Origin of the sequence: Halobacterium litoreum (assembly GCF_021233415.1) — an archaeon.
Taxonomy (GTDB): domain Archaea; phylum Halobacteriota; class Halobacteria; order Halobacteriales; family Halobacteriaceae; genus Halobacterium; species Halobacterium litoreum.
Genome location: NZ_CP089466.1, coordinates 2,151,865 through 2,167,090, shown reverse-complemented (window position 1 = coordinate 2,167,090; position 15,226 = coordinate 2,151,865). Strand labels below are relative to the sequence as shown.

The 15,226-nt window shown below is 68.4% G+C and carries 15 protein-coding genes; 4 read left to right on the top strand and 11 right to left on the bottom strand.

Annotation, left to right across the window (positions count from 1 at the left end):
• Positions 1–63 precede the first annotated feature (63 nt).
• From LT972_RS11885 to LT972_RS11840, 10 genes are all read right to left on the bottom strand, one after another.
• Positions 64–435 (bottom strand): hypothetical protein, encoded by a 372-nt coding sequence (locus LT972_RS11885; RefSeq protein WP_232570597.1) that lies wholly within the window; start codon positions 433–435, stop codon positions 64–66.
• A complete protein-coding gene (locus LT972_RS11880) occupies positions 432–2,096 on the bottom strand; it encodes an FAD-dependent monooxygenase (protein WP_232570596.1) in 1,665 nt (554 codons plus the stop codon). Before LT972_RS11880 ends, LT972_RS11885 begins: the two co-directional genes overlap by 4 nt.
• Positions 2,089–3,747, bottom strand: a complete 1,659-nt coding sequence (locus LT972_RS11875; RefSeq protein WP_232570595.1) for an electron transfer flavoprotein subunit alpha/FixB family protein — start codon at positions 3,745–3,747, stop codon at positions 2,089–2,091. Before LT972_RS11875 ends, LT972_RS11880 begins: the two co-directional genes overlap by 8 nt.
• 1 nt (position 3,748) lies before the next feature.
• Positions 3,749–4,603, bottom strand: a complete 855-nt coding sequence (locus LT972_RS11870; RefSeq protein WP_232570594.1) for an electron transfer flavoprotein subunit beta/FixA family protein — start codon at positions 4,601–4,603, stop codon at positions 3,749–3,751.
• Between the two features lies 1 nt (position 4,604).
• Positions 4,605–4,934 (bottom strand): 4Fe-4S dicluster domain-containing protein, encoded by a 330-nt coding sequence (locus LT972_RS11865; protein ID WP_232570593.1) that lies wholly within the window; start codon positions 4,932–4,934, stop codon positions 4,605–4,607.
• 125 nt (positions 4,935–5,059) lie between these two features.
• A complete protein-coding gene (locus tag LT972_RS11860) occupies positions 5,060–5,650 on the bottom strand; it encodes a 50S ribosomal protein L15e (protein ID WP_232570592.1) in 591 nt (196 codons plus the stop codon).
• A gap of 146 nt (positions 5,651–5,796) precedes the next feature.
• Positions 5,797–6,792 carry a restriction endonuclease gene (locus LT972_RS11855; RefSeq protein ID WP_232570591.1) on the bottom strand — a complete coding sequence of 332 codons (996 nt, stop codon included), beginning with the start codon at positions 6,790–6,792 and terminating at the stop codon, positions 5,797–5,799.
• A 95-nt stretch (positions 6,793–6,887) separates the two neighbouring features.
• A complete protein-coding gene (locus tag LT972_RS11850) occupies positions 6,888–8,567 on the bottom strand; it encodes a DUF7282 domain-containing protein (RefSeq protein ID WP_232570590.1) in 1,680 nt (559 codons plus the stop codon).
• A gap of 235 nt (positions 8,568–8,802) precedes the next feature.
• Positions 8,803–9,705, bottom strand: a complete 903-nt coding sequence (locus LT972_RS11845) for a serine/threonine-protein kinase RIO2 (RefSeq protein ID WP_232570589.1) — start codon at positions 9,703–9,705, stop codon at positions 8,803–8,805.
• A gap of 182 nt (positions 9,706–9,887) precedes the next feature.
• On the bottom strand, positions 9,888–10,259 hold the full coding sequence (locus tag LT972_RS11840; protein ID WP_232570588.1) for a high-potential iron-sulfur protein: 372 nt from the start codon (positions 10,257–10,259) through the stop codon (positions 9,888–9,890).
• Between the two features lie 98 nt (positions 10,260–10,357).
• On the opposite strand from LT972_RS11840, the gene LT972_RS11835 reads away from it, so the two are divergent.
• The 4 genes from LT972_RS11835 to LT972_RS11820 all read left to right on the top strand — a co-directional run bounded on the left by LT972_RS11835 (position 10,358) and on the right by LT972_RS11820 (position 14,337).
• Positions 10,358–11,158, top strand: a complete 801-nt coding sequence (locus LT972_RS11835; RefSeq protein WP_232570587.1) for a lipoate--protein ligase family protein — start codon at positions 10,358–10,360, stop codon at positions 11,156–11,158.
• Positions 11,159–11,248: 90 nt separating this feature from the next.
• A complete protein-coding gene (locus tag LT972_RS11830) occupies positions 11,249–12,085 on the top strand; it encodes a deoxyribonuclease IV (RefSeq protein WP_232570586.1) in 837 nt (278 codons plus the stop codon).
• Between the two features lie 265 nt (positions 12,086–12,350).
• Entirely contained in the window at positions 12,351–13,154 is an 804-nt protein-coding gene (locus tag LT972_RS11825) for a class I SAM-dependent methyltransferase (protein WP_232570585.1), read from the top strand.
• A gap of 67 nt (positions 13,155–13,221) precedes the next feature.
• Complete coding sequence (locus tag LT972_RS11820) at positions 13,222–14,337, top strand: aminopeptidase (protein ID WP_232570584.1); 1,116 nt, start codon at positions 13,222–13,224, stop codon at positions 14,335–14,337.
• A gap of 159 nt (positions 14,338–14,496) precedes the next feature.
• Here the strand turns inward: LT972_RS11820 and LT972_RS11815 are convergent, their stop codons facing one another.
• Entirely contained in the window at positions 14,497–15,144 is a 648-nt protein-coding gene (locus LT972_RS11815) for a DUF7095 family protein (RefSeq protein ID WP_232570583.1), read from the bottom strand.
• Positions 15,145–15,226 lie beyond the last annotated feature (82 nt).

Genomic DNA, 15,226 nt, shown 5'->3' with positions numbered 1-15,226 from the left:
TCGTACACATCCACTCCACATAATTCTTTGTCGCGTGTTACCACGCAACGTTCAATTCGCGGGCTACCGCTCGGGCACTCGCGTCAACAACTGGGCCGTGTCAGCGACGTTCCGCGTGTCCACCAGCACCGTCGCCGCCTCCCGAATCGAGTAATCGGTCTCCAGTTCGACGCCGTAACACGCCGCGTACAGCGACAGCCAACTGTTCAGCGACCGCTCCAGCAGCGACACCTCCACGTCGGTGAACGGCACGCGCTCCCCGCCGGTACGGCCCTCCACGTACACGGACACCGCCGGCCCCACGCCCTCGCGGAGGAACGTCATCGCGCGCTCCTCGTCCGGCGGCGCCGACGGCGGGTCGAAGCGCTCGCGGTGGCGTTGTGCCCGGTCCGCAATCTCGCGAACCCGGTCCCAGTACCGCGAGCGCCCGGTCATCCCTGCTCGAACTCCACGCCCTTCCCGCCCCGGGGGTGCTCCCAGTCCGTGTCCGCGACCACCGCACACGTCCCGCACTCCACGCAGGGCTGGGTGTCGAGGCTCACGACGCGCTCCTCGCGGCCGTCCCGCTCGACGGTCTCGGAGCGATAACAGCCGCCGCCGAAGTCCTCGGCGCTCACCGGACACGCCGACACCGCCGCCCCGGAGGCCGCGTACGACTCGTCGCGCACCTCGATGTGGGGGTTCCCGATGTCGGTGTCGTAGGTCAGGTCGCCGATGCGGTCGGCGAGACTCGGCGGCTCCACGTCGGACTCGCCCTCGATTCGCTCGCCGAGTTCCTCCGCGAGCACCGTCGGAATCGTCACGTACGACGACTTCGTGTCCGGAATCATCCCGAGCACGAACGACGAATTGAACAGCCGCTCGACGGTGCCGTCGAGCGCGCGCAGGCCGACTCGGCCCAGCGGCGACTCGACGACGGCGTTCGTCAGCGACTCCACGGCGTCGCTCTCCGTGACGCCGCGGGACGCCCGGTAGCGCGCCGGACGCAGGTCGTCCATCACGCCCTCGTCGTGCAGTTTCTGCTCGTAGAGGTCGCCCGCCGTCGCGTTCCCGCGGACGCGCGCCTCCACGAACGCCTCCGCCGCGAGGCCGCCCGCCGACACGGCGTGGTTCATCCCCTTGATGATGGGGCCCTGGGCCTGCATCTGCCCGGCGGCGTCGCCCACCAGCAGGAGGCGGTCCTCGTGTGGCGACGGGTGCGCGACCTTCTTCGAGTCCGGCACCAGTTTCGCCGAGTACTCTATCTCGTCGTCCTCGCCGTCCACCCACTGCGCGAGCAGCGGGTGCGTGAGCAGGCCGTTCAGGAGTTCGTGGGGTTCGGCGCCCTCGTCTTCGAGCGAGTCGAGGTGGAACACCGTCCCGATGGAGAGCGTGTCGTCGTTCGTGTAGAGGAACCCGCCGCCCCGGACGCCGTCGAACAGATCGCCCGCGAACAGGTGGGAGGCGCCCTCGCCCGCGGGCACGTCGAAGCGCTCCTCGACGGCGCCCTCCGGCAGGTCGATGACCGCCTTCACGCCCTGGAACCACTCCTCGGGGTCGTCCCAGTCCATCAGCCCGGCGTCCCGCGCGAGTTCGGAGTTCACGCCGTCCGCGGCAATCACGACGTCCGCCCGAATCGGGTCGAGCTCGTCGCAGGTCACGCCGACAATCTCCCCGTTCTCCCGCAGGAGGCCGTTCACGCGGACTTCGGTCAGCAGGCCGCCGCCCGTCTCCCGGGTCTTCTCGTGGACGCGCTCGGCGAGCCACGAGTCCATCTCCCGACGGAGCACCGAATCGCACCACGCGGTGCCGTCCTCGTGGACGCCTTCGAGGTCGATGGTGTGGACCTGCTCGCCCGCGACGTTGTGGATGTACGACTCCGTCACCGGGCGCTCGGTGGCTCCCTCCCGGAAGCCGTCGAACAGACCGTCGAGCGTGTACGGCGCCGACTCCTCCGCGAACAGCAGGCCGCCGCTGACGTTCTTCGCCCCGGCGTCGACGCCGCGCTCCAAGACGAGTGTCTCTACCCCGTGCTCGGCGAGCGCCGCCGCCGCCGCCGCACCGCCCGGCCCGGCGCCCACCACGACCGCCTCGTAGTGTTCGTAGTCGTCAGTCATCGGTTGCACCTCCGGCCGCGAGTCCCTCGACGTCCAGTTCCCCGTCCTCCAGCGCGTCGATCAGCGCGGGCAACACCTCGAACAGGTCGCCCTCCACGAAGTAGTCCGAGAAGTCCCTGATGTCGGCGTCGGGGTCCGTGTTGACGGCGACGATGGTGTCGGACTCGTCCATCCCGACCTTGTGCTGGACCGCGCCGCTGACGCCCGCCGCGACGTACAACTTCGGTTCGACCACCTGGCCGGTCTCCCCGATTTGGCGTTCCTCCTTCGCGTACTGCTCGACGTGCCCGTCGAAGTCGTAGGAGGACGTGACGATGCCCCGGGTGATGCCGAGGGCGGCGTCCTCGAACGCGTCCGCCAACTCGAGGCCGAGTTCCATCCCCTCGGTGGGGTCGTCGCCGATGCCCCGGCCGAGCGCCACGACCACGTCGTGGCCCGTCAGGTCGACGCCCGCGTCGAGGTCGTCGTAGTCGGTGACTTCGACGCGGAACCACGCCTCGGGCAACGCGAAGTCGTACTCGTACACTTCGCCCTCGCGCTCCGGGTCGGGTTCCGGGGCGTCGAAACTCCCCGGAATCACGGACGCGCCCTGCGGGTGGAACTCCCGCGTCGGGTTGTCCAGACAGAGGATGGTGGAGTACTCGAACCCCGAGAAGTCCGGGCGTTTCATGTGGAGCACGCGCTCGAACTCCTTTTTCTCGCCCTCGCGGCCCGTCTTCGCGGGGTTCGAGATGACGGTGTCGTCGATGTACAGCCCCGAGCAGTCCGACGCCAGCCCGGAGTCGAGTTCGCCCTGCACCTGCGCCGACAGGTCCCGGCCGTTGTTCGTCGCCGGGAAGAGCACGTACCGCGGTTCGTCGTACTCGCGCCACGACGAATCCCCGGCGTCGGGCTCCTCGTCCAGTTCCCCGCCGGCTCTCGCCATCGCCGAGAACAACTCGGTGTACGGCTTGTGCCGGAACCGCTCCAGTTCGGGGTCCTGCTGGTGGACGACCACGTCCGCGCCGAGCGCGACGACCTCGTCGGTCAGCGACTCGGTGTCGTCGCCGAGCAGCACGCCGACGACGCGCTCGTCTTGGCTGTACTCCTCGTTGTAGCCGTCCATCAGCCGACGCGCCTTCCCGAGCATCTCACGGGAGACGTCCAGCAGGGCGCCGTCTTTCGTCTCGCAGAACACCCACATGTCCTCGTAGGCGCCGCCCTCAAGCGGTTCGACGTACTGCTTGTCCGCCGTCGGGTGGTCCAACTCGGGGTACTTCTCCTCGGGCGGCGTGCGGTCCACGACCTCGCCGTCTCCCTCGTCGCTCCCGCGAATCGAGTCCAATCGCTTGTTCACGAGGCGCTTGACGTTGTCGCGGTCCTCGCCCGCTTCCTCGCGGTCGAGAATCGCCTCCAGTTCGTCCTCGCTGTCGATGGACTGCAGCGCGTTCGCGAGGTCCGCCGGACTCATCTCGGTCGGGTCGAGTTCCTCGCCGTCGTCCTCGTCCTCGGTGAACTTCTCGATGCGGGACTCGACGAGTTTCTTCGCGCCGACTCTGTCTTTGCCGGCCTTCTCGGCCTCCAGAATCGCTTCGAGTTCCTCGACGTCCTCGACCTCCTGAATCGCGGGGCCGAGTTCCGAGATGTCGTACTCGCTGGGGTCGAGTGCCATCTCAGTCACCCCCCGCGAACCGCGCCATCTCGTCGACCAGTTCGCCCATCCCGTCGGCGTCGCCCGGCGAAATCATCGTCGCGTCGCGCTCCGCGGGCGCCTTCGGAATCGGGTCGACGCCGGACACGATGGTCGGCGACCCGTCCAGCCCGATGAAGTCCGGGTCGAGGTTCAGGTCCTCGTGGTCCCAGACCGTCATGTGGTCCTCGTGGTCGACGGCACGCTCGACCGTTTCCTCGCGCAAGTCCTTGTGCTGGAGGCGGTGGGCGGCCTTCCGGTACGAGGGTTCGAACTCGGGGTCGGTGACGACGAACGCGGGGAGCGGCGCCTCCACCGTCTCGATTTCGTCTACGTCGCCCTCCACGAGGCGCTTCGCGCGCAGGCGGCCCGCGTCCTCGTCGACGTCCAGCGCGACGACGTGTGTCACCATCGGCCAGTCCAGACACCACGCCGTCTGCGGGCCGGTGTGACCCGTCTCCCCGTCCGCGGTCTTGAACCCCGCGAACACGATGTCCGGCGTCTCGTCCAAATGTTGAATCCCCGTCGCGAGCGTGATGGCGGTCGCCCACGTGTCCGACGCCGCCAACTCGCGGTCCGACAGCAGGTAGAGGTCGTCGGCGTAGACAGACTCCATCGCCTCCCGGAGCACGTCGCCGTACCCCGGCGGCCCCATGCTCATCACGCTCGCGGTGCCGCCGCGTCGAATCTTCGTCTGGAGCGCCGCGCGCAGCGCCGGTTCGTCGTTCGGGTTCATGACTGTGGGCGTGTCGCCGCGTTCGAGGTGGCCGTCCTCGTCGAAGGACACCTGTCCCTCGCGGAAGTCCGGCACGCCCTTCGTCAGCGTGACAGTGCGCATCTCAAGTCCGCCCCGCTCGACCCGCGTCCACGTCGATTGCGTCTACGGGGCAGACGTCGACGCAGAGCATACAGTCGATACACTGACTCTCGTTGGCCGGGTCAGCCTTCAGTTCGGATTCGGGGTGGTCGGGGGTGTCCACCCACTCGAAGACGTCGACGGGACAGTCCTCGACGCAGGCGCCGTCGGCGATGCAGATGTCGAAGTCGACGGCGACGTGGGTGCCGTGAATCCCCAGTTTCTCGGGCTCCTCCACCGGCCCCCACACGTCGTGGCCCTGGTGGGTGTCTACCCGCTCGCGATTCTCCTCGAAGTTCGGGTCTATGGCCATTGTTACACCGTATCACGCAGTCCACACGCACTTAAATCTATCAGGGAAATTAATGCTATTCTAGAGAACGGCGGCGCAAACGCTACGCGGCGGAGAAAACGGAGAGAACGGAGAGAACGGGGTCGCTACGACTTGCGGCGCTTGCCCGCGTTCGTGGACGGGCGGACCTTCTCGGAACCGGTCCCTCGGTTCTGCAGGCCGCGGGAGCGCTGGCCAGCGCTCGTCTTCCCGCGGAACGCGCGGTTCGTCTGGGAGTCGTCGCAGATCCAGTTCAGTTCGTCGTCGTTCTGGATGGCGCCGTGCTCCGGGTCCAGCATGATGACTTCGAACCACTTCTGGGAGCCGTCCTCACCGACCCAGTAGGAGTTCAGCACGCGGAGGTTCACGTACTTCCGGGACGCGCGCTCCTCCGAGATGCGCTGGAGGTTCTTCGCGCGACCGATGCGGTTGACGCCCTGTCGCTTCGTGCGGCGGCCCGCCTTGAACCGGGACTTCCGGGCGGTGCCCTTCCGCACGCTGACGCGCGCCACGACGACGCCCTGCTTGGCCTTGTAACCGAGTTCGCGGGCCTTGTCCAGGCGCGTCGGGTGGTCGATGCGCTCGATGGCGCCCTGCTTTCGCCAGTCCTGCTTGCGCTGCCACTGGAGCTCGGCGAGTTTCCCGTCGTCCGGGTCCCGCCAGGCTTCCTTGATGTGGGAGTAGAAGCTTCGTGCCATGTGTTTGTCCGCGGGCGCTTGCGTGGTTCAATTCTCGGTCGCCCGAGAATCACATCCCGTCCCGACTGTCGTCAGGAGCCCGCTGGAGCCCGCTCGCCAGCGAGTTACCCGGAATTCTCTCCGCGGGGGGTTAAGAACTTCGAAACCTACTCCACGTCGAACGCGAGGTCGGTGCGCACGAACTGCACGCCCGGCCCGTCGTACGTCTCCACGAGCGTCGCGCCGTCGAAGCCCTCGGGCGCCGTGAACACCAGCACCGCCCGCGACGACTGCCCCGGCGACACCCGAACCGGCAACTGCGTGCTCCGGAACGAACGACTCGCGTTCGAGAACTCACGAACCGGCTGGTTCGTCCCGTTCACCGCCAACACGAACTGCTCCGGCCTCAGCGTCGCCGGCGACCCGGACGCCGTCACGTTCGTCTGCACCACCACGAACGTCTCGCCCGCGGGCGCCGTGTAGTTCCCGCCGCTCACGCTGTCCTGGACGCGGACGTCCCACCGCACCGTCGTCACGTTCCCCGCACTCTCGTTCGCGTCGACGAGCGACATCGCCGTCACCGGCGGGCCGACGTCGCCGCCACCGCCGCCGCCACCGACGAACGGCACGAACCCGAGCAGCGTCGGTCCCGCGAACACCGCCGCCGCGACGACGAGCGCCGCCGCCACCAGCGGCACCACCGGAATCCCGCTCGGCACCCCCGACGGCACCGGTATCGGGAGCCCCGGCAGCCCGCCGAACAGCGACCCGCCACCACCGCCGCCGCCGGCGTACTCCTCGACGAGGCCTTCGGCGCCCTCCTCGCGCACCGACGACGCCAACTCGTTCGGGTCGAGCAAGTGGACGTCGCCCGCGTCAGCCGCGCTCCGCGCGCCGGTGGTGAACCGGCCGCGGGTCGCCATCACGCGCACGTCGACGCCCTTCTTGTCGCAGAACGCCGCGAAGTCCTCGACCTCCGACGCGCCGATTTCGGTGTCGCCGCTCGGCCGCACGCCGATGAGGCCGCGGTTCCCGTTTTCCTTGTCGCCGGCGACGAGATAGGTGCCGTCGTCGTTCTCGGTGACCGACGCGTCCCACCCCTTCTCTCCCCAGAACGCCGCGAGGAACTCCGGGAACGCGGACTCGCTCATGTCCTCGAACATCACCGACACCCCCCGGCCGGCCGCGTTGTTGGTCCCGTCATGCAGTCCAGATTACTACCCTAATCAGTACCCCGGCCCCCTATAAACGGTCGGGGTCAGCGGCGCCACGCCAGCGACGCCCCCGCCGCGAGCGCGACGAGCACCGCGAGCGGCGACAACGGCACGGCGCCGCCCGACGACCCGCCGCCGGACTGCTCGGGCGCCCGCGTCAACGGCGCCGCTTCGTCCACCTGCAGCGTCGTTCCGGTCGGCGTCCGCGTCGTCTCGTTCGGCGTCGTCGTCCGGTTCGTGGTCGTCTCGTTGCCGACCGACTCGTTCGGCGCCGGCGCTATCGCCGCGCTGTCCCGAATCACCGACCCCGAGACGTTGTACGGCACGTCCGCGTCGTCCAGTCGCCCGTTCCGATTCGCGTCCGCGTACGCCGTCGCGTTCAGCGTCCGCGTCTCGTTCAACGCAGTGACCAGCGGCACGCTCACCGTCCCGTGGTCGCCCGCGCTCAGCGACGGCGACACGCCGAGTGTCGTGTCGTTCGCCGACAGCCGAACGAACCCGCCGTGGGACAGCGAGACGTTCGTCACCTCGACGCTCCCCTCCTCGACTTGCTGGTCGGCGAACGACAGGCCGCCGTCCGCGACCGTGAGTTCGACGGTCTGCTCGCTCTCGTCGCGGTAGTCGAGCACCCACAGCGGGAAGTCGTTCGGCTCGCTCGCCTCCGTGAAGTCGAACGACGCCGAGAACGTGCCGTCCGCGGAGACGTCGACGACGTGCCGCCACAGCAGCGCGCTCGGCGACTGCTGGAGCGCGCGCACGTCCAGCGAGGAACTCGGCGCGAGGTTCGTCTCCCCGCGCACGCGCATCTCGCCGTCGTCCCACGGCGCCAGCGTGAACGACGGCTGTGCCGTCAGCGCCACCACCGGCTCCACGACCCGGACGCGCTCTTCGACGAGCGTCTGGTCCTCGGAGACGAGTTCGCTCTGCTCGGTCATCGTCACGCGCAGTTCGTACGTGTTGTTCGACTCGCCGTGGACCGCCACGTCGCTGGTGTCCCAGAACAATACGAACCGGTCGCGTTCCTCGACCTGCGAGACGACGTAGTCCACTTCGAACGTGTCCGGCACCGTGTTCGGCTCGGGGTCGAGTTCGGTGACCTCGGTGGTGAGCGCCGAGTCCATCGTCGCGTCCGTCGAGGACCCGTCGAGCGCCCACTCCAGTCCACTCTCGTTCACCACGAACGCGGCGTAGTCGCCGCGCGCCACCTCGCCGCGCTCGGTCACGCTCGCCGCGAGGTTACTCGGGTTCGACTCCTCGAAGTCGAGTTCGTCCGGCGCGACGCCGGGCCGACTCGTGGTGTCTTCGCGCGGTTCGACCTCGAGGTTGCCGACAGCCTGCGTGTCGCCGTCCATCGTCACCCGGAGGTCGTACTGGCCGGCTTCGATGGACTCGTCGAGGGGCCGGGTCAGCAGTTCGCCGTTCGTCGACAGGAACCCGCTCGGGTTCGGGGCCGTCGTCTCGTACGTGTCAAACTCGATGGTGTCCGTCCCCGACCCGCCGAGCGGGACGCGGACCTCGAAGCCGGTCTCCTGACTGCCGATGGTGAGGTTCGCGGGCCCGGAGTGGCTCACCGTAATCTCGGTGGTGTCGCCGCGCGTGACGACGACGTAGTTGTCGCCGAACGACGCGGAGTCCGGCTGTGCAGTCGCAGCAACAGCGGGTCCGGCGGCGAGCGACGCGACGACGAGGACGACGAGTGCGACGACGGTGGCGGTGCGTGTCATGGCGCGACGAACGTACGTTCACCCGACGTTTCCGGCGCGCCCGTATAAATAGCCGGGGGTCGATTCGGACCCACAGCACCGCTCTTTCAGGTGATTTGATACGTCTCGGCCGGTGTCGCCGTCCGCCCGGTATCGCGACGAGCCACCGCTGGCCACCGATTCTATATCGCGTAATGTAATTCATCGCGGTGTTCGAGCACTCGCGCCCGCACACAGAAAACTGCGAGAAACAGCGTCAGTAGTCCGTGACGGTGGCGAACTCGTCGTTCGCGACGGCGTCGGCGACTGCCCGTTCGTCGACGTCGGGAACGTCGCCGGGGTACTTTCGCCGGAAGTAATCGACGATGTTCTCCACGTCGCGGTCGAGGAGGTCCCGGGCGTTCTCGTGGTCGGTCGGCGTCGCCTGCGGCCAGTCGAAGACGACGACGCCGTCCTCGTTCACGAACACGTTGTACTCGCTGACGTCCGCGTGGACGAACCCCTCGCGGTAGGCCGCCGCGACCTCCCGGAGAATCAAATCGAGGACGCCACTGGCCTGTGCGGGGTCGAGTTTCGCCTTCGAGAGCTCCGTCCCGTCGACCTTCTCCATCACGATGGCGTGGCGGTTCTGGTCGACCGGCCGCGGCACGTTCACCTCTGGGTACAGCGTCTCCAAGGCCTCGTACTCGCGCTCGGCGGCCTTCCGCGCGGTGTACTGCCAGGACGTGTGTTCCTTGTCGCTCGTGTAGTCCCGGCCGCGGTGGACCTCACGGAACTGGGTGTACCCCTCGCGGTGGAACTTCAGTGCCATCGGCCGGAACGACTGCACCTCGTACACGTCGCTCTCTTTCCCCACGCCGAGTGGCGCGCCGAACCCTTCGACCGTGTCTCGCTCCGCGAACGCCTTGAGCGCGAGCGCGTCGTACCCCGCGAATGTGAGCTGGACGCCCTCGTACTGGATGGTCTTGCGTTCGAGGAACTCCCGGTCGAGCATTCGGTCGAGGCGGTAGTCCACCTCCTCGGCGGTGAGCCGCGAGAACTCCGGGAGTTTCTCGCGGTTCACCCACTTCGAGAACCGCATCCCGTGTTCGACGCCCGAGAGCAGGTGGAAGTCCTCGGGTTCTAGTTCCGCCATCTCGGCGGCGACGTTCCGAACCATTCGCCAGTAGGTAGTCCGGCGGCGGGTAAAAGCCCCGCGGAGGCCGTCGTCCGCTCGCTCTCGGGTCTCACCGCGTCTCCGGCGGGCTCGCAGGGAGCTACCGCGTTTCGTTGGCGGCTTCGTGAATACGGCAACTCCTCTCGGTAAATCCTATACTACGATATAGAATTCGTGGGGTGGCCTCACCCGCCGCCCTCGTAGACGGCGTACGAGACACACCACCCGCTCGGGTCGATATTCCCCTCGACGACGGCGCACGCGCCCATTCCGTCGTCGTTCTTGTCCTCGATGTAGAACCGGCAGTCCGAGCACTGCTCGCCGTTCTCCGGTTCGGACTGGTAGTTCACGTCACCTTTCGCGGACAGCGAGTCGGGGTCGCGTTCGGTGCCGTCGAGCGACGTCGCCGTCCGGTACTCCTCGGGGACGGCGTCACTCTCGGTCGTCCCGTCGCCGCCGTCACCACCGCCCGCACAGCCTGCGAGCCCCGCCGCGACGCCCGAACCGACCAGTGCGAGGAGTTGTCGCCGTTCGACGTCTGTCGTCGGTTTCTGCATGCTCGAACGTTGGGCGGAGCGCGCAAAGAGCGTGGTTACCAGTTTGTACGGGCGGGCCGCGACGAACTGCTTATCCCGCTACCGGCGGAACTCGACGTATGGCACTGGCCGACCGGGAGTGGCGGCTGATTCGCGAGGAAGCACGCGACGGTCCGATGCAGATGGCGCTGGAGGAGGTCGCCGCGGAGACGGCGGCAGACGGCGGGCCGCGTACGGTGCGCGCGTACACGTGGTCGCCGTCCACGCTCTCGATGGGGTACCGGCAGGCCGCCGAGTCGGTGGACTGGGCGTTCTGCGAGCGCGAGGGCGTCGACGTGACGCGCCGGCAGACCGGCGGCGGCGGCATCTACCACGACGAGTTCGCGGATATCTCCTACAGCGTCGTCGGACCGGCCGACGAACTCCCCGGCGACCTGATGGAGTGTTACGACCTGCTCTGCGAGCCGATTCTGGACGCCTTCCACGAGATGGGCGTGGACGCCGAGTTCGTGCCCGAGGAACACCCCGCGCTCCACGAACCGGCGTGTTACCTGCGCGCGCTCCACCCAGCCCACGATATGACCGTCGACGGCCGCAAAATCGCGGGGAACGCTCAGTACCGCACCCGCGACGCCGTCATCCAGCACGGGTCGCTGTCCTACGACCTCGCGCCCGAGCGCCACCTCGGCGTGTTCGCGGACCCCGGCGTCACGCCCGAGAGGTTCCGCGAGCGCGTGACGAGCATTCGAGAGGAATCCGGCGTCGACCGCGACGAGGCCGTCCGCGCGGTCGAGGACGCGCTCGCCGACTGGTGTGACGCGACGGTCGGCGAGTGGACCGACGACGAACTGGCGGCGGCCCGCGAACTCGCCGACGAGAAGTACGCGACCGACGCGTGGACCCGCGACCGAGAGGCGTAACTCGGTGGCGAGCCCGGCCCGGAGTGGCGTCGTCGCCGCGGCGGTGTCCGGCTTCGAAGCCTCTTTGCCGGCTCCCGCGAACGTGGGCGTATGCGAGTAGGCGCACACGTCTCTATCGCGGGCGGCGTCGACAACGCCGTCGAGAACGAACTGGACGTCGGCGGGAACTGCGGCCAAATCTTCACGCACTCGCCGCAGGTGTGGCAGGACCCGAATATCGGCGACGACGAGGCCGAACTGTTCCGGGACGGCACGGCGGCCGAACTGGACGGCCCGTGGGTGATTCACTCGTCGTACCTCGTGAACCTCTGTACGCCGAAAGACGACCTCCGCGAGAAGTCCGTGGACAGCATGCAAAAGGAGGTGGACGCCGCGGCCAAACTCGACATCCCCTACGTGAACGTCCACCTCGGCGCGCACACGGGCGCTGGCGTCGAGCAGGGCCTCGACAACGCGGTGTCGGCGCTCGACGAACTCGACGTGCCGGAGGGCGTGACCGTGCTCGTGGAGAGCGACGCGGGGTCGGGCACGAAACTCGGCGGCGACTTCGAACATCTCGGGTACGTCATAGCGGAGTCCGAGCAGGACCTCGACATCTGCCTGGACACGGCCCACGCGTTCGCGGCGGGCTACGACCTCTCGACGCCAGCGGGCGTCGCGGAGACGTTCGAGGAACTGGACGACGTGGTCGGCGCCGAACACCTCGCGTGCGTCCACCTGAACGACTCGAAACACGAGTGCGGGACGAACAAGGACGAGCACGCCCACATCGGCGAGGGTCTCATCGGTGAGGACGGGATGCGCGCGTTCGTCAACCACGACGCAATCGTCGAGAACGACGTGCCCCTCGTGTTGGAGACGCCGAACGAGGACGGCAAGGGCTTTGCGTGGAACATCGAGCGCGTGCGGGACCTTCGCTCGGCGTAACCGCCGGACGGTAAAACGGTCGTTTCAGCCTAACGCGGAACTAAGTCGGTGGCGGCGGCACGTCGAACTGCGTCCGCCACGCCATCCCCCCTCCCGACTGCCATGGACCCGACGCTCGGGAGCGCGCGGCGGACGGCACCCTGAATCCCCGTCAGTTTTTGCCCCTCCCCCCTCCCGACTGCCATGGACCCGACGCTCGGGAGCGCGCGGCGGACGGCACCCTGAATCCCCGTCAGTTTTTGCCCCTCCCCCCTTTCGACCGACTGTGCGTCGCTTCAGCGCCGACTACCTCTCGGAGACCCGCCGCGGCATGTGGGAACACCGGGACGCGCTCGCCGACCTCCAGTTAGCGTCCCGCGAGCGCGTGCTGGACGTCGGCTGTGGCACGGGCGAACTCACGCGCGTCCTGCGCGAGGAATCCGACGCGACGGTCGTCGGCCTCGACGCGGACCCGGAACTCCTCGCGCACGCGGACGCCGACGAGCGCGTCGTCGGGGACGCCACTCGGCTCCCGGTTCGGGACGGCGCGTTCGACCTCGTGGTGTGTCAGGCCCTCCTCATCAACCTCCCCGACCCGCGGGCCGCCGTCGAGGAGCTCGCGCGGGCGTCCTCGGACCTCGTCGCTGTCGTGGAACCGGACAACGCCGCGGTCACCGTCGACTCCACCGTTCCGGCCGAGTCCCGACTCACCGAGCGCGCCCGCGAGGCGTACGTGCGCGGCGTCCCGACGGACGTCGACCTCGGCGCGGACGCCGCCGACCTGTTCGCGGACGCGGGTCTCGACGACGTGCGGACGACCCGGTACGACCACGTGCGTCGCGTCGAACCGCCGTACGGCGAGGCCGAACTAGAAGCGGCGGCGCGGAAGGCCACGGGCGAACGCCTCGCCGACCAGCGCGCCGAACTCGCGGCGGGCGGCGTGGACGGCGACGCGTACGACGCGCTGCGCGCCGAGTGGCGGGAGATGGGTCGCGAGGTCGTCGAGCAGATGCAGACGGCGGACTACGAGCGCGAGGAGACGATTCCGTTCTTCGTGACTGTCGGGCGCGTCTCGGGCCGCGACGCGTGACACGCGGCGACGGTTCTGGATTTCCGGTTCTGCCGGTATTATGGGTGCGGGAGGCGGTGGTCGTGGCATGGACGAGCGAGTCCGCCGACACGCGGAGATTCTGGTCGAGACGTGTGGCGAAGTCGAACAGGGCGACATGGTGCAGATTCAGGCGCCGACGCAGGCCGAGGACCTCGTCGTCGCGCTGTACGAGCAACTCGGCGAGGTCGGTGCGCGTCCGTCGCTGTCGTGGAGCGTTCCGGAGGCGGGTCGGGCGTACGCCCTCGCGATGGACGAGGACGACTACGTGACGAAGGAACACGACCTCGCGGCGATGGAGGAGACGGACGTGACGTTCCTCATCGGTGGCGGCCCGAATCCCTTCGAGACGAGCGACGTGCCCCCGGAGAAGTCCCAAGCGGGCCAGCGCGCCCACCAGCCGATTCTGGAGGAACGCCTCGGGACACGGTGGGTCATCACGACACACCCGTCTGCGGCCGGCGCGCAGCAGGCCGAGATGTCGACGCCCGCCTACGAGGAGTTCGTCTACGACGCGATGAACAAGGACTGGGAGGAACAACGCGAGTTCCAGGCCCAGATGGTGGAACTCCTCGACCCCGCCGACGAGGTGCGCATCGTCTCCGGTGACACGACCGAAATCACGATGAGCGTCGCGGGGATGGACGCGGTCAACGACTGGGGGAGCGCGAACATGCCCGCCGGCGAGGTGTTCACGAGCCCAGTGCCCGACAGCGTGGAGGGCGAAGTGCTCTTCGACAAGCCGCTGATGCGCCAGGGCAACGAAATCGAGGGCGCGTACCTCGAATTCGAGGACGGCGAGGTCGTGGACTTCTCGGCGGAGAAAAACGAGGACGTGCTCGGGGGCATCCTCGACACGGACGACGGCGCGCGCCGCCTCGGGGAACTCGGCATCGGGATGAACCGGGACATCGACCGGTTCACGTACAACATGCTGTTCGACGAGAAGATGGGCGACACCGTCCACCTCGCGGTCGGCGCGGCGGTCCACGAGGCCGTCCCCGAGGACGCCGAGTTCAACGACTCCGCCGTCCACACGGACATGATTGTGGACATGAGCGAGGAGTCGTTCATCGAAATCGACGGGGAAGTCGTCCAGCGAAACGGGACCTTCGTCTTCGAGGGCGGGTTCGAGGGCGAAGCGCAGGACGCCGTGGAGCAGTAGACGCGCCGCTTTTCAGCGTAGGTTTTTGCGGCGCGAAGGTAGACGCCTCAGTCTCGGGGCGTGCAGGCGGCGACTGAGCCGACCGGGACCGCCGCGCTCCCGCCTCCCCCGGCCGGGTGACTGTCAGGGCACGTCGCTCGGTGGCCCCGTCTTCTCACTTCAAACTACGTCGCCGCGAACCGTCGCGCCGGTCGCACGCTCGCGGCGTGCTTTCACGGCGTCGGCGGCGAGTTCGGCCTCGCGCTCGTCGGCGCCGAGCATCTCCAGGGCTTCGGCGAGCGTGGGGAAGACGAGTTCGCCGCTCCGGAGTTTTCCGAGGGCGTCGTCGCTGCGCTGGCCGTCGGCCCAGAGGCAGACGCCACGGGGGTCGAGGACGTTCTCGTAGGTCTCGGTGGCGAGCGCGCCGTCGAGGCGCTGGGTGACGTTGTCCTCGAAGCCCGCGTTGCAGACTTCGAGGTGGATGGGCTCGTCGTCGTCGACGAGGTGCGCGCCGAGGCACTTTTCGGGTGCGACGTGGCCGTTGTCGTTCGCGCGCAGGTGCTCGGGATGCTCGTCGGCCCACGACGCGCGCACGGTCTTCCCGACGCCCTTCACGCCGTACTCGCGCTCGAACTCGCCCGCGCGGTCTGCGTCGTCGCCGCGCATCAGGATGTCCTTCGTGAGGTAGACGTCGAGTCGTTCGACCGGGTCGAGGCCGAGGGCGGCGTCGCCGTACACCCAGAGTTCGCGCACGGGCACCGGCATCTCCTCGTTCTGGACGGTGTCGAGGATTTCTTCGACGCGGTCCACGGCGGCTTCGCGGTCCATCGCCGGGCAGTAGCCAGCGCACGCCGAAAACGGTTCCGCCCCGGCCCGCGCCGGCGCCGCCACGACCCGAGGTTATTCGGTC